Origin of the sequence: Sphingobium sp. JS3065 (assembly GCF_026427355.1) — a bacterium.
Lineage (GTDB): Bacteria > Pseudomonadota > Alphaproteobacteria > Sphingomonadales > Sphingomonadaceae > Sphingobium.
Map to the genome: position 1 here is coordinate 3,055,954 of NZ_CP102664.1, position 18,665 is coordinate 3,074,618.

The window sequence follows — 18,665 nt, forward strand, 5'->3', positions numbered from 1 at the left end:
AGCACTTCGCTATGTTCAGCCCGAACGGAGGAGGGGGAAGGGAAATTGCCGCCCTTCCCAATTCCCTCCTAGCCGCCTAGAACGCCCTTCATGCAACGCTTCGACGTCGTCATATTGGGTGGTGGCCTGGTCGGCCTGACCCTTGGCATCGCGCTTTCCGGCCATGGCGTGCGCTGCGCCGTGATCGATCCGGCCAATCCCGTGGAGACTACCGCCGCCGGTTTCGACGGCCGCGTGTCGGCCATCAGTTCGACCAGCTACGCCATGCTGTCGGCCATCGGCGTGGCCGAATATCTTGAGGGCAAGGGTTGCCCGATCGACCGCATCTGGGTCAGCGACGGGCTGGAACCGGGCGCGCTCGACTTCGCGCCGGATGAGGATGACGGGGTGATGGGGATCATGTTCCCCAATCGCGACCTGCGCGTCGCTTTGGCGCGGACGGCGGAAAGGGCGGAAAACCTCACCCGCTTCCAGCCCGACCGGGCGCTGCATGTGAACCGCGATGCCGACGGCGTGACGCTCACCCTCGCCAGCGGCGAGACGATCCACGGCGCGCTGCTGATCGCGGCGGAGGGCCGCAACAGCCCGACCCGCGAAGCCGCGGGCATCCGCACCACGCGCTGGAATTACAAGCATGTCGCGATGGTGACCGCCATCGACCATGAAGTGCCGCACGCCAACACGGCCTATGAGATATTCTACCCCGGCGGCCCCTTCGCGCTGCTGCCGATGCTGCCGGGCACCCGCTCCGCCATCGTCTGGACGGTGCCCACGGATCAGGCCCCGGCGATGCTCAAACTGTCCGAACGCGCCTGGCTGGCGGAGGCGCAGAAGCGCATGGGCGGCTTCCTGGGCGAGATCGCGCTGGCCGGGCCGCGTTCCAGCTATCCGCTCGGCTTCCACCATGCGGCGCGGATCACCGACACGCGGCTCGCGCTGGTTGGGGACAGCGCCCATGCGATCCACCCGATTGCGGGGCAGGGCCTGAACCTGGGCTTCCGCGATGTCGCCGCGCTGGTGGAGGTGCTTGTGGAGGGCATGCGGCTCGGCCTCGATCCGGGCGATGCGCAATTGCTGGCGCGCTATCAGCGCTGGCGCGGGCTGGACGCGATGATGACCAGCGTGGCGATGGACGGGCTGGTCCGGCTGTTCGATGTGCCGGGGCGGCTTCCCTCGCTCGTTCGCCGCGCCGGGCTGGCGGCGGTGCAGCGCACGTCCCTGCTCAAGAACCGCTTCATGGCCGAAGCGCGGGGACAATCCGGCGCGCTTCCCCGGCTGCTGACCGGCGAGATGATTTAGGAAGGGTTTCGGCTATTGCCGTCATCAACAATCGTCATCCCGGCTTTCGCTGGGATGACGAATTGGCGAGCGGCATTCCCAGATCAAATCATCCGCCGCAGCACGCCGTCCTTCAGGATGAAATGATGTCGCAGCGCCGCCAGCACATGCACGATGATCAACACCGCCCAGGCAAAGCCCATGATCTCATGACTCTCGCCTGAAATCCCGACGATCGCATCGCCCTTCGACACGGCGAATTTGGGCACGTCGAACAGGAAGAACCAGTTCAAGGGCCGATCCCCGGCGGAGGACATGATCCATCCGGTTAGCGGCATGACCAGCATGAACGCGTAAAAGGTGAAATGCGTGACATGCGCGGCTCTCTTTTCCCAGACCGGCATCGCGGCGGGCAGGGGCGGCGTCTCGCGGGTGAAGCGCCACAGGATGCGCGCGACCGTCAGAGCCAGCACGCTCAGCCCGATTGACTTGTGGATGGGCATCACCTTCCACTCCCTGGGCAGCGCATCATGCGCAAAGCCCAGGAAGAGGTTGAAGATAATGAGGATCGCCAGGATCCAGTGCAGCGCGCGGGCAATGGAACTGTAGCGATCCATCAAATACTCCTGCTTGATTTTCTACCCCTGACGATTGGCGACCAGATTATCCACAACCGACGGATCGGCAAGTGTACTAATGTCCCCCAGCGCCTGGGCCGACACCTCGCCCTCCGCGATCTTGCGCAGGATGCGGCGCATGATCTTGCCTGATCGCGTCTTGGGCAGGCCCGGCGCGAACTGGATCACGTCGGGCGTGGCGATCGGCCCGATCTCGCCCCGCACCCAGGCGACCAGCGCCTTGCGCAGATCGTCGGTCGCCTCCTCGCCGCTGTTCAGCGTCACATAGGCGTAGATGCCCTGTCCCTTGATGTCGTGGGGGAAGCCGACCACCGCCGCCTCCGCCACCGCCTCATGCAGCACCAGCGCGCTTTCGACCTCCGCCGTGCCCATGCGGTGGCCCGACACGTTGATCACGTCATCGACGCGCCCGGTGATCCAGTAATAGCCGTCCTTGTCGCGCCGCGCCCCGTCGCCAGTCGTATATTTGCCGGGAAAGGTAGTGAAATAGGTCTGGAAGAAACGCTCATGATCGCCCCAGACGGTGCGCATCTGCCCCGGCCAGCTCTGCGCGATGACGAGGTTTCCTTCCGCCGCCCCTTCCAGCACCTTGCCCTCCGCGTCCACGATCTGCGGCACCACGCCGGGCATCGGCAGGGTGGCGGAGCCGGGCTTGAGGTCGGTCGCGCCCGGCATGGGCGCGATCATCGCCGCGCCGGTCTCGGTCTGCCACCAGGTGTCGATGATCGGGCAGCGATCCTCGCCCACGACATGATGGTACCAGCGCCAGGCCTCCGGATTGATCGGCTCGCCCACCGTGCCCAGCAGGCGCAGTGACTGGCGGCTGGTGCGGGTCACGAAATCGTCGCCTTCCTTCATCAGCGCGCGCAGCGCCGTGGGGGCGGTGAAGATGGTCCGCACCTGATGCCGGTCGACCACTTCCCAGATACGGCTGGGCGTCGGGTAATTGGGCACGCCTTCATACATCAGCGTCGTCGCCCCGTTCGCCAGCGGGCCATAGACGATATAGCTGTGCCCCGTGACCCAGCCGATGTCGGCGGCGCACCAATAAATGTCGTCCGGGCGATAGTCGAAGCACAGCTCATGCGTCAGGCTGGCCCAGAGCAGATAGCCGCCGGTCGTGTGCAGCACGCCCTTGGGCTTTCCCGTAGAACCTGATGTGTAGAGGATGAAAAGCGGATCTTCCGCCTGCATCGGCTCAGCCGGGCAGTCGGCGGAAACCCTGGCCGCTTCCTCATGCAGCCAGAGGTCGCGGCCCTCTTCCATCGGGATGGCGCCGCCGGTCGCTTGCACGACGATGACCTTGCGGACGCTCGAGCATAATTTCAGCGCGGCGTCGACATTGGCCTTCAGCGGCACCTTCTTCCCCGCCCGGCGGCCCTCATCGGCGGTGATCACCAGCGTCGAATCACAATCGGTGATCCGCCCCGCCAGCGCTTCGGGCGAAAAGCCGCCGAACACGACGCTGTGGATCGCCCCGATCCGGGCGCAGGCGAGCAGGGCGAAGGCCGCCTCCGGGATCATCGGCATATAGATGGTGATGCGGTCGCCCTTCTTCGCGCCCGCGCCCTTCAGCACATTGGCGAAGCGGCAGACCCGCTCATGCACCTCAGCATAGCTATAGCGGCGCGGTTCTTCCTCCGGCGCATCGGGTTCCCAGATGATGGCGGTCTGGTCGCCCCTGGCCGCCAGATGCCGGTCGATGCAGTTGGCGCTGACGTTCAGCACGCCGTCGGCAAACCATTTCACCCCGAAATCGGCTTCGTGGAAGCTGCTTTCATTGGTCAGGCTCGGAAAATTCACCCAGTCGAGCCGCTTCGCCTGTTCCAGCCAATAGGCGTCGGCATCCTGGATCGACCGCGCATAGTCCGCTGCGCGCCCACCCCGGTCGAACAGGGCGGATGCCGCCCATTCTGCGGGAACCGGGAAAAAATCGTCAGACATGCGGCATCCTTTCCTTTGCGAAATCCTCGCCTGCCCGCTGTCCTAGAACCAAGGGGCGGCGACCGGAAGACGGGATCGTTCCTGCTCCCTCACGCTTTCCGCCATTATCGGTCCGGAATTAAGCGGGACGATGCCATTTGCCGCTTTTCGCATGGGCTTGCTGGGCCTAACAGGGAAGCAATATGTGGCAACTTTTCCAATTTCCGCTCTGTCCATTTTCGCGCAAGGTTCGCCTGCTGCTCGGCGAAAAGGGCGTGGGCTACGACTTGATGCGCGAATCGCCGTGGGAGGCGCGGGACGAATTTCTGGACCTCAACCCCGCCGGCACGACGCCGGTGATGGTGGATGAGGAAAAGGGCATGACCCTGATCGACAGTCAGGCGATCTGCGAATATTTCGAGGAAACGGTCGAGAAATTCCCGCTGATCTCCGGCACGGCGGCGGGCCGGGCGGAGGTGCGGCGGCTGACCGCCTTCTTCGACCAGAATTTCTATGGCGACGTCGTCGGCCCGCTGCTGCACGAGCGGATGAAGAAGCGGCTGATCGAGCGCGCGCCGCCCGACGCCCGCGTGCTGCGGGAGGCGATGAAGCGGGCCAATGTCCATATGGATTATATGGACTATCTGCTCGATCACCGTAGCTGGATGGCGGGTCCGACGCTCAGCCTGGCGGACATCGCCGCCGCCGCGCATCTGTCCGTCGCGGATTATCTGGGCGGCATCGACTGGGCCGGGCATGAGACGGTGAAGCGCTGGTATGCGGGCTTCAAGTCGCGCCCGTCCTTCCGCCCGCTGCTGTCCGAGCGGATGGAGGTGATCACCCCGCCGCCCCATTATGAAAAGCCGGATTTTTAAGGACCGATCCTCCTCCCCAGGGGGAGGGGTTCAATCCAGCTCCGCCGCCAGATACACCCGGTTGCGGCCATGTTCCTTGGCCAGATAGAGCGCCCGGTCCGCCGCCTTCAACGCGGCGCGGGGGTCTTCATAGGCCAGCACGTTGGCGACCCCGGCGGAAAAGCTCACCCGCTCCATCCGTTCGCCGTTCGCCCGGTTGACCAGGCTGCGGGTGGACAGATCCTGCCGCACGCTGTCCACCGCCTCGCAGGCCTCCGCCGCCGTCTTGCCGCGGAACAGCATGACGAATTCCTCCCCGCCATGGCGCGCGACATGGCATTGATCGTTGCTCGCCTTGGACAGCAATCCCGCCACGAATTTCAGCACCCGGTCGCCGGTGTCATGGCCATGGGTATCGTTGATCAGCTTGAAATGATCGATGTCGCAAAAGGCGACGGCCAGCGGCTGCCCTTCCTTCTGCGCCTGCGCCAGTTCCTCGCGCAGCGTGCCTTCGAAGGCGCGGCGGTTGGGCAGGCCGGTCAGATGGTCATGCTCGGCTGCGCGGCGCGCGCTTTCCAGATTCGATTTCAGAAGCTGCGTCTGTTTCTGGTTGTCGCGTAGCTGGCCTTCGACCTGCCGGGTCTTTTCCACCATCGATCGGGTCAGCGCCACCAGGCGCGCCAGCACCGGCTGATTTTCCGCGCTGGCGGACAGGCCTTTCACCTCTTCCTGCAACGCCGCGCCATAATCCTTGGCGGAATTGCGCGATTCGGTCATCAGGCCGGTGAATTGCGACAGATTCTCCTCGACCTTGTCGAGCATGGAAGCCAACGCGTCTGGCGTCACCTCGTCATTGCGCTGGTCGGCGACGACATTTTCGACCCAGCCATTGGTGATCTTGCCCCGCTCCGCCAGCACCGCCTTCACGGCCTTTTCCACGCCGATATGCGATCCGGTCAGATAATCGTGGGCCACGCCGAAATTGAGCGGCGTCAGGTCCAGATCATGGGCGAACAGGAAATCGCCAATATCCTCGTACAGCTTGCGCCGCCGGGTGGCTTCCCGGCTGGCGGCGCTGCCCGGCCGGGCGCGTTGCGGCGCCTCCGGCCCGTCCATGTCCATGTCGTCGGCCTTGCCCGAAAAGCCGCGAGCCCAGCGGGCCAGGCGGTCGGTCAGACCATGTTGCGCGTTTGCGGAAGATGATGCCCCAGTCATGTCCGCTATAACGACGGATGCGAAACAAGGTTAAGAGCGCGCCGGGGGAAAACCGCCAAGGCCTTGATCGGCCACTATTATATGTCCGCGCCGATCAGCCAGTCGCGGAAGATGCGCACCGAACGGGTCTGCAGCGCGCGCGGGCGGCAAACGAAATAATAGCGATAGGGGCTTTCGACCCGGCTTTCCGGAAACAGCCGGACCAGACGCGAATCCTGCGCCTCATTATAATGGCTGGCGTGCAATATGGCGACGCCCAGCCCCTGGGCCGCCGCCTCCAGCATCAATTGCCCCGAATCATAATTGTCGATGGCCAGCGGTTGCAGGTCGGGCAGGCCCGCCGCCTCCTTCCACGCCTCGAAAGCGAGCGCCATGTCGCGATGGAGCAGGATGGTGTGATTGGCCAGTTCCTGCGGCGACGTCAGCGCGTTCGGCGACTCCAGCAACGCCTTGCGCCCGATCAGATAGACCTCGTCACGGTCCAGTTCATGGGCGTAGAGCGCCGGATCGATGTCCTTCGCCAGAACGATGGCGGCGTCCAGCCCTTCGCCCAGCCGGGCGACGGCATAGGGGGTGGTCTCGATATCGATGTGAAGCTGTGGATGCCGCTGCCGCAGCGCGCCCAGATGCGGGAACAGCCGCTGCGTCGCGAACAGCGGCATGACCGCCAGCCGCAGGCGCAACTGGTTGCCGCCGCTCTGGATATTCTCCAGCGCCTGGCTCAGCGAATCCAGCGCGGGTGCGATGTCGTCCAGCAATCGCTGGCCGTCGGCATTGATTTCCAGCGCCTGGTGCTTGCGGTCGAACAGGGGGCGGCCGATGAACCGCTCCAGCGCCTGCACCCGGCGGCTGAGCGCCGGAGTCGAGAGCGCAAGCTCCTCCGCCGCCGCCTTGACCGATCCAAGGCGGGCGACCTGCACAAAGGCCTCCAGGGCCGTAAGGGGCGGCAATCTACGCATAAACCGTCATGTTCATTTGGCCGATCCGTTGCGACGCATCATTGCTTCTTCTCAAACGGCGCCCAAACCGGCTCTCAAGCATCCTTGCTCCACTGAGCAGGAAAAAGGGGTAGTTGGCAAGATGCAAAAATTGCAACTCCTCGATTCTTTTCGCACTTGCGAAAATACATGCCGCACTGCACATGGAAAAGGCCTTTCAGGCATCCTCTCCTATAAACTTTCCGGGCTGGCCTTCGGGCCGGCCCTTTTTTTATTCGGTCCGGGGCTCCCCATGGCCCCTTCCGTTCGGTCGCGACGTTCCCTATCTCGTTACGCAGCGACAGGAACGGGGAAGCCGACGTGGCCGAAGAGGAAATCGCAGGACGCAGGATACAGGTGGCCAACGCCCGGCCGGAAGATGCGGGGCGCGGCCTCGCTCGCCTTCCATTGGCGGTGATGGCGGAACTCCATCTGGCCGAAGGCGACGTGATCGAGATAGTGGGCAAGCGCTCCACCCCTGCCCGGGTGGTGCGGCCCTATAAGGAGGATGAGGGGCTGGACGTCCTGCGCCTCGACGGGCTTCAGCGGGCCAATGCCGGGGTGGGATCGGGCGACTTCGTCGTGATCGGCAAGGTCGAGCCGCGCCCCGCCCAGCGTGTCGTCTTCGCACCTGCACAAAATAATTTGCGGTTGCAGGGCAATCCCGAAGCGCTGAAGCGTGTTTTCTTCCAGCGCCCGCTCGCCGCCGGCGACGTCGTCGCCACGGCGGGACAGCAGCAGGTGCCGCCCGGCGACATGCCGCCCCAATTGCGGCAGATGCTGGCCGCCCCAGCCTATGCCCTGCAGGAAATCCGGCTGGTGGTGGTGTCCACCGTGCCCAAGGGCGTCGTCCATATCGACGCCGAAACCGAAGTCGAACTGCGCGCCGAATATGAGGAGCCGCGCGAATCCCGCCGCGCCGACGTCACCTATGACGATGTCGGCGGCATGGCCGATGCCATCGACCAGTTGCGCGAGATGGTGGAGCTGCCGCTGCGCTATCCCGAACTGTTCGAACGGCTGGGCGTCGATCCGCCCAAGGGCGTGCTGCTCCATGGCCCGCCGGGCACCGGCAAGACGCGGCTGGCCCGCGCCGTCGCCAATGAATCGGAAGCCGAATTCTTCCTGATCAACGGGCCGGAGATCATGGGTTCGGCCTATGGCGAGTCGGAAAAGCAGCTTCGCGAGATTTTCGAGGCCGCCGCCAAGTCCGTCCCGTCGATCCTCTTCATCGATGAGATCGATTCGATCGCGCCCAAGCGCGGCAGCGTGACCGGCGAGACGGAAAAGCGCCTGGTCGCGCAATTGCTGACGCTGATGGACGGGCTGGAGCCGCGCACCAACCTGGTCGTCATCGCCGCGACCAACCGGCCGGAAGCGATAGACGAGGCGCTGCGCCGTCCCGGCCGGTTTGACCGCGAGATCATCGTCGGCGTCCCGGACGAGCGCGGGCGGCGGGAAATTCTGGGCATCCACACCCGCGGCATGCCGCTGGGCGACAAGGTCGACCTCAGCGAACTCGCCCGCATGACCTATGGCTTCGTCGGCGCGGATCTGGCCGCGCTGACCCGCGAGGCGGCGATCGAGACGGTCCGCCGGTTCATGCCGCGCCTCAATCTGGAGGAAGGGACGATCCCGCCCGACGTGCTGGAGGAACTCTCCGTCACGCGGGAGGATTTCATGGCCGCGATCAAGCGCGTCCAACCCTCCGCCATGCGGGAGGTGATGGTGCAGGCGCCGAACATCGGCTGGGCCGACATCGGCGGGCTGGACGATGCCCAGATGCGCCTCAAGGAAGGGGTGGAACTGCCGCTCAAGGATCCGGACGCCTTCCGCCGCATCGGCATCCGCCCGGCCAAGGGCTTCCTGCTCTACGGCCCGCCCGGCACCGGCAAGACGCTGCTGGCGAAGGCCGTGGCGCGGGAGGCGCAGGCCAATTTCATCGCCACCAAATCCTCCGACCTGCTCAGCAAATGGTATGGGGAAAGCGAACAGCAGATCGCCCGCCTCTTCGCCCGCGCCAGGCAGGTCGCGCCGACGGTCATCTTCATCGACGAACTGGACAGTCTCGTCCCCGCTCGCGGCGGCGGCCTGGGCGAACCGCAGGTGACGGAGCGGGTGGTGAACACCATCCTGGCCGAGATGGACGGGCTGGAGGAACTGCAATCGGTTGTGGTCATAGGCGCCACCAACCGGCCGACGCTGATTGATCCGGCGCTGCTGCGACCGGGGCGGTTCGATGAGTTGATCTATGTCCCCGTGCCGGACCAGGCCGGGCGCAAGCGCATATTGTCCATCCATACGGGCAAGATGCCGCTGGCCGACGACGTCGATCTGGACATGCTGGCCGAGCGCACCGAACGCTTCACCGGCGCCGATCTGGAGGATCTGGTCCGCCGGGCGGGGCTGGTCGCGCTGCGCCAGTCGCTCTCGGTCGACAAGGTGACGCAGGCCCATTTCGAAGCGGCGCTGGAGGATACCCGCGCCTCCGTCACGCCGGAAATGGAGCGCGAATATGAGCAGATCCAGGCGACGCTCAAGCAGAGTGTGATGCAGGTCGATCCCATCGGCTTCGTCGCGCCCGGCATGCTGCGGGGGCGCGGCAAGGAATGACCTGACGGCTCCCCCACCACACCATGTTCCTGCCTTCGCGGGAACATATGGTGCTTAACTCCTATGGATTTCACCCCTCCACCGCGAAGGCGCTTGCATGCCCGTGCGATTTTTGCGAGTCGACGGGCAAGGCAGACAGGCGAGAATGAATGGCCTCCATTCCTTTGAAGAAGAAAAACCGGGTCCAGCCCGGAAAACGATCCTCCACCTTCCTGGGTCAATGGAGCATGTTCCTCCGGCAGTTCATCAAGCATCCGGGCATGATCGGGTCGGTCATTCCTTCCTCCCAAATGCTGGTCGACAGCATGCTGGAGGGCGTGGACTGGCAGCGGACCCGGCTGTTCGTGGAATATGGACCGGGCGTCGGTACGTTCACGCGGCCCATCCTCGACAGGCTGCACCCGGACGCGACCCTGCTCGCCATCGACCTCAACCTCGATTTCGTCGCCTATCTGGAGGCGGAGATCGACGATCCCCGGCTGCGCATCGTCCATGGCTCCGCCGCCGATGTCCGCCGCTTCATCAAGGAATCCGGTTATGCCCAGGCGGATCATGTCCTGTCCGGCATTCCCTTCTCGACCCTGCCCGACGGCGTGGGGGAGGCGATCTGCGCCGAAACCCAGTCGGTTCTGAAGGATGGCGGGGCTTTCCTGGTCTATCAATATTCCGGCTATATGCGCCGCCTTCTCTCTCCCCTGTTCGAGGAGATTCGGGAACGGGTCGAATGGCGCAACATCCCGCCCTGCCGGATGTTCGTCGCGATGAAGCGGCAAATCCTGGCCCAAGCGGCGTGATCGTTTCGCCTTGCCATTGAATTCGCTGCATTTTGAGCGGATTTTTCGGCTTTTCCATAGGCCTATACCCAATTCAGGGTATGCGTTGGCCTGACCGGATCGTTAGGCGTGCCGAACAGGCAGTTCCCTCTGCCTGCCGGCAGCCGGGCCATATTGCGACCCATGGCCCGGTTGTCGGCTTCGGTCCCGCCGCATCGGCAACGACGGTTTCGCTTTGGCGCGCTTCATGATAAGCCCCGGCGCGAAACACGGCGAGATAGTTGATGAACGACCTGACCCAGACCCCCGAAATGCTGATCGCGACCATGGGCGCGCGCGCGCGCGCAGCGGCGGCGCAGCTTTCCACCGCCAGCGACGCGCAGAAGATCGACGCGCTGCGCCGCGCCGCGCAGGCGCTGCGGGATCAGGTGCCGCAGATCATCGCCGCCAATGCCCGCGACATGGAAAATGCCGCCGCCAATGGCCTTTCGCCCGCGCTGCTCGACCGGCTGAAACTGGATGAGGACCGCGTTCTCGCGACGGCGGCGGGCGTGGATCAGGTGGCGACCCTCGACAATCCGCTGGGCAGTGTGATCGACAGGCTGGTCCGCCCCAACGGCATGGAGTTGAGCCGCGTCCGCGTGCCGCTGGGCGTGATCGGCATCATCTATGAAAGCCGCCCCAATGTGACCGCCGACGCGGCCGCGCTCTGCCTGCGGGCGGGCAACGCCGTGATCCTGCGCGGCGGCAGCGAGGCGAAGGAAAGCAACCGCGCCATCCACGCCGCCATGGTTGAGGGGATTGCCGCCGCCGGCCTGCCCGCCGACGCGGTGCAGCTTGTCCCCACCACCGACCGCGCCGCCGTGGGCGCGCTGCTGAAAGCGGCGGAGTTCATCGACCTGATCGTCCCCCGCGGCGGCAAGAGCCTGGTCGCCCGCGTGCAGGAAGAGGCGCGGGTGCCCGTGCTCGCGCATCTGGACGGCATCAACCATAGCTATGTCGACGGCGCCGCCGACCCCGATATGGCGCAAAAGCTGGTGGTGAACGCCAAGATGCGCCGCACCGGCATTTGCGGCGCGACCGAAACGGTGCTGATCGACAAGGCCTATCCCCAGGCGCTCGCCATCGTGAAGGCGCTGCTCGAGGCCAAATGCGAAGTGCGCGGCGACGAAGCCGTGCAGGCGCTGGACAGCCGCGTGGTCGCCGCGTCGGACGAGGATTGGGATACGGAATATCTCGACGCCATCGTCTCGGTCCGGATCGTGGACGGGCTGGACGAGGCGCTCGCCCATATCGCCGCCCATGCCAGCCACCATACCGACGCCATCATCACCGAGGACGCCGAGAAGGCCGAGCGTTTCCTGAACGCGGTCGACAGCGCGATCGTGATGTGGAACGCCTCCACCCAGTTCGCGGACGGCGGCGAGTTCGGGCTGGGCGCGGAGATCGGCATCTCGACCGGCCGCCTTCATGCGCGGGGACCGGTGGCTCTGGAAGGCCTCACCACCTATAAATGGCTGGTGCGCGGAACGGGCCAGGCGCGGCCTTAACCGGACTACCCCCTCCCCGTTTGCCCTGAGCTTGTTGAAGGGCAAGGCTGAGCGAAGTCGAAGCCTTCGCTGCGCTCAGGCAAGGGCTTCGGCTTCGCTCAGCCCGAACGGGGAGCCTTCACCGCCCCATCGATCGCCTTCAGCGTCTCCAGCATCGGCCCGACCCACTCCACCGGCAGCATCACCGGCCCATCGGACGGCGCACGGTCAGGATCGTCATGCGCCTCCGCAAAGACCGCCGCTACCCCCGCCGCCACGGCACTGCGCGCCAGCACCGGCGCAAATTCCCGCTGCCCGCCCGAGGCTGAACCCAGCCCGCCCGGCTGCTGCACCGAATGGGTGGCGTCGAACACCACCGGATAGCCCGTCTGCGCCATCACCGGCAGCGATCGCATGTCGCTGACCAGCGTGTTGTAGCCGAAGCTGGCCCCGCGCTCGGTCAGCAATATCCGCTCATTGCCGGTCGAAGCGACCTTCTGAGCCACAGCCGCCATGTCCCAGGGGGCCAGGAACTGCCCCTTCTTCACATTGACGACCGCGCCCGTGCGCCCCGCCGCCAGCAGCAGATCGGTCTGACGGCACAAAAAGGCCGGAATCTGGAGAATATCCACAACCTCTGCCGCTGCCCCGACCTGTCCGGCCTCATGCACGTCGGTCAGCACCGGGCAGCCGAAATTCGCCTTCACCTCGGCCAGGATCGCCAGCCCCGCGTCGATGCCCACGCCCCGCTGCCCCGCCACCGAAGTCCGGTTCGCCTTGTCGAAGGAGGATTTGAAGACGAACGGCACCCCCGCCTTCGCCGCCACGCCCGACAGCCTTTCCGCCATCATCATCGCATGATCGCGGCTTTCGATCTGGCAGGGGCCGGAAATCAGGACGAAGGGCAGGTCGTTGCCGACCGTCACCGGTCCGATGGAAACATGTCTTGTCATGCCGCTCACTTCGGCGCTTTCACGAAATGGCGCAAGAGCTGCCCCCGCCACAACCCTTTGCCGGGGTGATAATTCCAGCAGAACCAGCCGAAGACCAGACAGGCCAGCAGCGACGGCAGCGCCATCGGATCGCCTTCCCCCTTCATATGCCGGTAAAAGGCGAAGTCCGCCCGCCACCGGTCCCGCTCGCTGCCGCCGCCGTTGATGCCATAGGCATTGTCATGGCGCCGACAGCCGATGTTTCGGTTGTATTTGCGGTGGTCTATGAAATAGCAGTAGTCGCGTTCGGGTGTCGTCATGGCCCGATGTGGAACAGGGGCCATGGAAAAGTTCAAGCGTAAACTCTTCTACCTTGGCGGTTTCGATCCGCGCGGGGTGCGTTTCTACCACCAGATGTATCGCGAGCAGGCGGAAACTTACACCCGTCTGTCGGGCGAACGGGTGGAGGTCAGCGCCCGCCGCTCCGGCCCGGCCTCCTCCGCCCGCTGGACCGTCACCAACCACAGCGCCGGGGTCGAGACCGACTATGAATTCCTCCGCTGGGAGGATCTGGTCGGCAAGGTCTGGATTCGCAATCCGCTGCTGCTGGCGTGGCGCTCCATCGCCACCTACAGCGCCCATGCCCGCCACATGCAGTTCCTGCGCATGCGGAAATTGCGTCCGGGACCGGTCGTCACCATCCTCTACCCGCCGCTGCTGGCCGTGCTGGTCCCGCTCGCCCTCGCGCTGGTTCCCGCCCTGCTGCTGACGTTGCTGTTGCCCTTCTGGGCCGCCGCGCTCATCGGCATCGGCATCAGCGCGGCGCTGTCGGGCCGCCTGCTCAACAAGCTGATCGTGCCCTGGCTGCTGCGCTTCATGTATTACAACCACTCGGTCGCCGCCGAAGGCCCCGGCGCGGAGATGGAAGCCCGCCTCGACCAGTTCGCCGCGCGCATCGTGGAGGAAATGGACGGCCCTTATGACGAGGTCGTCTTCGCCTCCCACAGCAACGGCACCATCTATGCGATGAGCGTCCTGCGCCGCATCCTGGAACTGCGCGGGGACAGGCCGCTGCCCGACAATTTCACGGTCCTCACCCTGGGGCAGGTCGTGCCCGTCATCGCGCTGCGCAAGGACGCGCGCTGGTATCATGCCGACCTGAAGGCGCTGGACGACAAGCATTTCCGCCTGGTCGACTTCTCCGCCCCGCCGGACGGCGCGGCCTATTATGACGTGCACCCGATCCGCCTCGTCTCGGACCGATGCGCCGCCCGCGTGGACCTGCTTTCGCCGCGCTTCCACCTCTTCTACGACCCGGAAAATTACCATAGCGGCTGGTCGAACAAATATGAGGCGCATTTCGACTATCTGCGCGTGGGCGACCGTCTCTCGCCGGTCGATTACGTTAGCCTGACCGCTGGCCGCCGCACCATCGACGAAGCGATAGCGCAGTTCAGGACGCTCCAGTGACCGACCTCTTCACCCCTCCCTATCCCGAACCGCCCCGCACCAAGCGCGGCCTGATGAAGCGCTTCCTGCGCGGCTGGCATAGCTGGATCCACGTGCTGTTCGAAAAAAGCTACACGATGAAGCTGGGCGAAATCCGCATGCCCGGCCAGACCATGTACATCGCCAATGAACTGCCGCTGGTGGACCGGATCCTGCGCGGCGGCACGGCCTACCCGAAGCATCGCGAACTGGTGCGCAACCTCTCCCCGCTGATCGGCAATTCGGTCTTCTCCGCCAATGGCGAGGATTGGGAAAGCCAGCGCGCCATGGTGAACCCGGCCTTCGCGCACACGGCGCTCCATCGCTCCATGCCGCTGATGGTCGCGGCCGCCGACGATCTGCTCGCCCGCCTGGACGCGGCGGACAAAGCCAGACCGGTCGACATCGACCCGATGATGACCCATGTCGCCGCCGACATCATCTTCCGCACGCTCTTTTCCGAAGCGCTGGACGAGCGGCGCTCCAACATCATCCACACCGCCTTCGGGCGTTTCCAGCGCCTCGCCCACAGCGCCTCGATGCTGCGCCTCTACGGCTTCCCGGCGCGCTGGTTCGAGCAGCGGTCGCTCAAACCCGCCGGGGCGATCCACGACGTCTTCCGCCCAATCGTCGAAGCCCGCTACGAAGCTTTCCATCGACGCGGCGAAGCGCCCCATCGCGACATCCTCCAGTCGCTGATCGAGGCGAAACATCCGGAGAGCGGCGAACCCTTCACCCTGCAACAGGTGATGGATCAGGTTTCGACGGTGTTCCTCGCCGGGCATGAAACTTCGGCCAGCACCATGACCTGGGCGCTCTACATGCTGGCGGAATGCGCCCATATCCAGACCGCCGCCCGCGCCGAGGTGGCGCAATTCGCAGGAAACGCCCCGCTCACGGCCCCAATGCTCAAGGATATGAGCGCCATCCGCAACATCTTCCGCGAAACGCTGCGCCTCTATCCGCCGGTCGCCTTCTTCCCCCGCGAAGTCACCTGCCCGATGCCGATGCGCGACAAGCAGTTGGAGGAAGGCGCGATGCTGGTGGTCGCCCCCTGGCTCACCCAGCGGAACAAGGATAATTGGGCCTGCCCCCACAGCTTCGACCCCGCCCGCTTCGAAGACCCCGCCAATGCGGAAATGGTGAAGCAGGCCTGGTTCCCCTTCGGCCGCGGTCCCCGCGTCTGCGTGGGTGCAGGCTTCGCCCAGCAGGAGGTGATGACCGTGATCGCAAGCGTGGTGCGCCGCTATCGCCTGTCGGTGCCGGAAGGGTTCAAGCCGGAACCGATCAGCCGCCTGACGATCCGGCCAAGGACGGGAATGAAACTGATGTTCGAGGCGGTGGGGTGAAGGGGCGGAAGGCAGACATTCAATTTCCGTTCGCCCTGAGCCTGTCGAAGGGTCTTGCTGAGCGAAGGCGAAGCAAAAGGAGCCTCGCTTCGCTCGGCTAAGGGCTTCGACTTGCCGGAGGCAAGTTTATCCTGAGCGCCTGCCCTGGCAGGCAGACGAAGGGCTCAGCCCGAACGGGTTTCTAATTTCCGCTCATGGCCATTTGCGGCCGCTCACCCCTTGATCCGCCCCACCATGGCCTGCCCCGCCACCCGCTGCCGCAGATAGCGCCGCTTCAGCACCACGCTCGTCACCAGCAGCGGCACGCCCACGATGATGCACGCCGCCCCCAGCATCGGCGGCCAAAGCCCGAACAGGCTGTGCACATTCAGCGCGGAAGGCGTCAGCACCAGCAGGAATCCCGCCGTCAACAGCCACAACCCCCAACGGCGCGGCCTCACCGCCACCATGCGCATCTCATGCCGGTGCGCCTTGCGCCCTTCCTTCGTGGACAGATCGGGATGCCTCATCGCGGGCAACTAAAGCGGAAAAGCCCCTTGGCTGTCCAGCGCCACAACAGGGCTTCCGTTGGCGTCCCGTATCGGCTACACGCAAGCCATCCCCGGGGGACCGTCCACAGACGGTTGAGAGGCGGCTGACGTGGCCGCGACCCGCTGAACCTGATCCGGATAAGACCGGCGTAGGGAGGGAACGGCTTGTTCGCAAAAGCAGCCCGCGCCCGCCCTTCGCCCCAGAGCGCAAGAGGAGGACGGCACGCCCATGGACACCATTTCCGTTCTGACCCTGCGCCTGGCCGAAGCCATCGGCCTCTACATGATCGTGGTCGGCATAGGCGGCCTCACCGCGCCCCAACGCTGGCGGCAGATGATGGACGATCTGGAACGCTCGCCCGGCCTCGTCATGGCGCTGGGTTTTACGGTCTTCGCGGTCGGGGCGGCGCTGGTGCTGATCCACAGCATCTGGCGCGACCCGCTGTCCATCATCGTCAGCCTGATCGGATATGTGGCGCTGATCGAAGGCGCGCTGCTGCTCGCCGTTCCCGGTCCACTCATCAGGATCGGCGCCAAGTCCCTCAACTTCACCCGCGCCTGGGCGATCGTCAGCATCGTCCTCGGCATCCTCCTCTTCCTCGCCGGCCTGACTGGCCGCGCCACCGTCATCGCCTGAAAGGAAAATCCATGGCCGACGTCCCCGCCCGCACCGAAATGCGCGTCACCACCGGGCCTATTCGCGGCTCGCGCAAAATCCATGTCGGCCCCTTGAAGGTCGCCATGCGAGAGATCGACCTGGAACCCGGCAGCGGCGAGCAGCCCGTTCGCGTCTATGACACGTCCGGCCCCTATACCGATCCCAACGCCCGCATCGACATCATGGCCGGGCTTCCCGCGCTGCGCCGGGACTGGATCGTCGGTCGCGGCGATGTCGAGGAATATGACGCCCGCGCCATCCAGCCGGAGGATAACGGCCTGAAAGGCCCCGACCGCAGCGGCGGCGTCCAGCCCTTTCCCAACACCATCAAGCGGCCCCTGCGCGCCAGGGCCGGGGCCAATGTCAGCCAGATGCACTATGCCCGCCGCGGCATCATCACGCCGGAGATGGAATATGTGGCCGAACGCGAGAATCTCGGCCGCGCCCGGCTGGCCGAATATGTGCGCGACGGCCATGACTGGGGCGCGGAAATCCCCGACTATGTGACGCCGGAATTCGTCCGTGACGAGGTCGCCCGTGGTCGCGCCATCATCCCCAACAACATCAACCACCCCGAATCCGAACCGATGGCCATCGGCCGCAACTTCCTGGTGAAGATCAACGCCAATATCGGCAACAGCGCCGTCGCCTCCGACGTGGCGAGCGAAGTCGACAAGCTGGTCTGGTCGATCCGCTGGGGCGCGGACACGGTGATGGACCTGTCGACCGGCCGCAACATCCACGACACCCGCGAATGGATCATGCGCAACTCGCCGGTCCCGATCGGCACCGTGCCCATCTACCAGGCGCTGGAGAAGGTCGGCGGCATTGCCGAGGAACTGACCTGGGAAATCTTCCGCGACACGCTGATCGAACAGGCCGAGCAGGGCGTCGACTATTTCACCATCCATGCGGGCGTGCGGCTGCCCTATATCCCGATGACGGCGAAGCGGGTCACCGGCATCGTCAGCCGGGGTGGATCGATCATGGCGAAATGGTGCCTCGCCCATCACAAGGAATCGTTCCTTTACGAACATTTCGATGAGATCACGGAAATCATGAAGGCCTATGACATCGCCTATTCGCTGGGCGACGGCCTGCGCCCCGGATCGATCGCGGACGCCAATGACGAGGCGCAGTTCGCCGAACTCTACACGCTGGGCGAACTGACCAAGCGCGCCTGGGAACAGGATGTGCAGGTGATGATCGAAGGCCCCGGCCATGTGCCGATGCACAAGATCAAGCAGAATATGGACAAGCAGCTTGAGGCCTGCGGAGAGGCGCCCTTCTACACGCTGGGGCCGCTCACCACCGACATCGCGCCGGGTTACGACCATATCACCAGCGGCATCGGCGCGGCGATGATCGGCTGGTACGGCACGGCGATGCTCTGCTACGTCACGCCCAAGGAGCATCTGGGCCTGCCCGACCGCGACGACGTGAAGGTGGGCGTGGTGACCTACAAGCTCGCCGCCCACGCCGCCGACCTGGCCAAGGGGCACCCCGCCGCCAAGGTCCGCGACGACGCGCTCAGCCGCGCAAGGTTCGAATTCCGCTGGCGCGACCAGTTCAACCTGTCGCTCGACCCCGACACGGCGGAGAAATATCACGACCAGACCCTCCCGGCGGAGGGCGCCAAGAGCGCGCATTTCTGTTCCATGTGCGGGCCGAAATTCTGCTCGATGAAGATCACGCAGGAGGTGCGCGATTTCGCGGCGAAACAGAACCAGCCCGCCAATAGCTTCATCGCGGCGGAAGATGCCGAAAAGGGCATGGCGGAGATGAGCGAAATCTTCCGGCAGACCGGCAGCGAGCTTTATATGGGCGCCGGCGACCGGGAGCATGATTGAAAAGCTGGCTGACTTCCGGGGGTGATCTTGCTCGGCGATTGCCGGGCAGGTCACCTCC

Annotated in this window: 16 protein-coding genes and 1 riboswitch; of the genes, 9 read left to right on the forward strand and 7 right to left on the reverse strand. The window is 65.1% G+C overall.

The features are described from left to right. The first annotated feature begins 90 nt into the window (after positions 1-90). Positions 91-1,299: a UbiH/UbiF/VisC/COQ6 family ubiquinone biosynthesis hydroxylase gene (locus NUH86_RS14995; RefSeq protein WP_267250234.1), complete on the forward strand. Its 1,209-nt coding sequence runs from the start codon at positions 91-93 to the stop codon at positions 1,297-1,299. Positions 1,300-1,382: 83 nt separating this feature from the next. On the opposite strand, the gene NUH86_RS15000 is transcribed toward NUH86_RS14995, so the two are convergent. Further along, on the reverse strand, positions 1,383-1,895 hold the full coding sequence (locus NUH86_RS15000; protein WP_267250236.1) for a cytochrome b: 513 nt from the start codon (positions 1,893-1,895) through the stop codon (positions 1,383-1,385). A gap of 21 nt (positions 1,896-1,916) precedes the next feature. After that, positions 1,917-3,860: an acetate--CoA ligase gene (gene acs, locus NUH86_RS15005; protein ID WP_267250237.1), complete on the reverse strand. Its 1,944-nt coding sequence runs from the start codon at positions 3,858-3,860 to the stop codon at positions 1,917-1,919. 182 nt (positions 3,861-4,042) lie between these two features. Here acs and NUH86_RS15010 point away from each other — a divergent pair, with 182 nt between their 5' ends. Further along, the gene (locus tag NUH86_RS15010; RefSeq protein ID WP_013847938.1) at positions 4,043-4,714 is read left to right on the forward strand and encodes a glutathione S-transferase family protein; all 672 of its coding nucleotides are present in this window, start codon (positions 4,043-4,045) and stop codon (positions 4,712-4,714) included. A 30-nt stretch (positions 4,715-4,744) separates the two neighbouring features. Here NUH86_RS15010 and NUH86_RS15015 read toward each other — a convergent pair whose 3' ends face one another. Next, a complete protein-coding gene (locus tag NUH86_RS15015) occupies positions 4,745-5,908 on the reverse strand; it encodes a sensor domain-containing diguanylate cyclase (protein ID WP_267250238.1) in 1,164 nt (387 codons plus the stop codon). A gap of 77 nt (positions 5,909-5,985) precedes the next feature. Next, positions 5,986-6,867, reverse strand: coding sequence for a LysR substrate-binding domain-containing protein (locus NUH86_RS15020; protein ID WP_267250239.1), 882 nt, complete (start codon positions 6,865-6,867; stop codon positions 5,986-5,988). Between the two features lie 339 nt (positions 6,868-7,206). Here NUH86_RS15020 and NUH86_RS15025 point away from each other — a divergent pair, with 339 nt between their 5' ends. The 3 genes from NUH86_RS15025 to NUH86_RS15035 all read left to right on the forward strand — a co-directional run bounded on the left by NUH86_RS15025 (position 7,207) and on the right by NUH86_RS15035 (position 11,821). After that, positions 7,207-9,498 (forward strand): CDC48 family AAA ATPase, encoded by a 2,292-nt coding sequence (locus tag NUH86_RS15025; RefSeq protein WP_267250240.1) that lies wholly within the window; start codon positions 7,207-7,209, stop codon positions 9,496-9,498. A gap of 149 nt (positions 9,499-9,647) precedes the next feature. Beyond that, entirely contained in the window at positions 9,648-10,292 is a 645-nt protein-coding gene (locus tag NUH86_RS15030) for a class I SAM-dependent methyltransferase (protein WP_267250242.1), read from the forward strand. A gap of 263 nt (positions 10,293-10,555) precedes the next feature. Continuing rightward, positions 10,556-11,821 carry a glutamate-5-semialdehyde dehydrogenase gene (locus NUH86_RS15035; protein WP_267250243.1) on the forward strand — a complete coding sequence of 422 codons (1,266 nt, stop codon included), beginning with the start codon at positions 10,556-10,558 and terminating at the stop codon, positions 11,819-11,821. 98 nt (positions 11,822-11,919) lie between these two features. Here NUH86_RS15035 and kdsA read toward each other — a convergent pair whose 3' ends face one another. Both kdsA and NUH86_RS15045 read right to left on the reverse strand, forming a co-directional pair. After that, positions 11,920-12,753 (reverse strand): 3-deoxy-8-phosphooctulonate synthase, encoded by an 834-nt coding sequence (gene kdsA / locus NUH86_RS15040; RefSeq protein WP_267250244.1) that lies wholly within the window; start codon positions 12,751-12,753, stop codon positions 11,920-11,922. A 5-nt stretch (positions 12,754-12,758) separates the two neighbouring features. After that, on the reverse strand, positions 12,759-13,052 hold the full coding sequence (locus tag NUH86_RS15045) for a hypothetical protein (RefSeq protein ID WP_323749023.1): 294 nt from the start codon (positions 13,050-13,052) through the stop codon (positions 12,759-12,761). Positions 13,053-13,074: 22 nt separating this feature from the next. Here NUH86_RS15045 and NUH86_RS15050 point away from each other — a divergent pair, with 22 nt between their 5' ends. Together NUH86_RS15050 and NUH86_RS15055 are read left to right on the forward strand one after the other, a co-directional pair. Next, positions 13,075-14,202: a hypothetical protein gene (locus NUH86_RS15050; RefSeq protein WP_267250246.1), complete on the forward strand. Its 1,128-nt coding sequence runs from the start codon at positions 13,075-13,077 to the stop codon at positions 14,200-14,202. Then, positions 14,199-15,569, forward strand: a complete 1,371-nt coding sequence (locus tag NUH86_RS15055) for a cytochrome P450 (RefSeq protein WP_267250247.1) — start codon at positions 14,199-14,201, stop codon at positions 15,567-15,569. Before NUH86_RS15050 ends, NUH86_RS15055 begins: the two co-directional genes overlap by 4 nt. Before the next feature lie 212 nt (positions 15,570-15,781). Here NUH86_RS15055 and NUH86_RS15060 read toward each other — a convergent pair whose 3' ends face one another. Beyond that, entirely contained in the window at positions 15,782-16,078 is a 297-nt protein-coding gene (locus NUH86_RS15060; protein WP_267252158.1) for a hypothetical protein, read from the reverse strand. 84 nt (positions 16,079-16,162) lie between these two features. Then, a riboswitch (TPP riboswitch) is annotated at positions 16,163-16,271 on the forward strand. Positions 16,272-16,328: 57 nt separating this feature from the next. On the opposite strand from NUH86_RS15060, the gene NUH86_RS15065 reads away from it, so the two are divergent. Together NUH86_RS15065 and thiC are read left to right on the forward strand one after the other, a co-directional pair. Beyond that, the gene (locus NUH86_RS15065) at positions 16,329-16,736 is read left to right on the forward strand and encodes a DUF2065 domain-containing protein (RefSeq protein ID WP_013847927.1); all 408 of its coding nucleotides are present in this window, start codon (positions 16,329-16,331) and stop codon (positions 16,734-16,736) included. Between the two features lie 11 nt (positions 16,737-16,747). Beyond that, a complete protein-coding gene (gene thiC / locus NUH86_RS15070) occupies positions 16,748-18,607 on the forward strand; it encodes a phosphomethylpyrimidine synthase ThiC (protein WP_267250248.1) in 1,860 nt (619 codons plus the stop codon). The last annotated feature ends 58 nt before the right edge of the window (positions 18,608-18,665 follow it).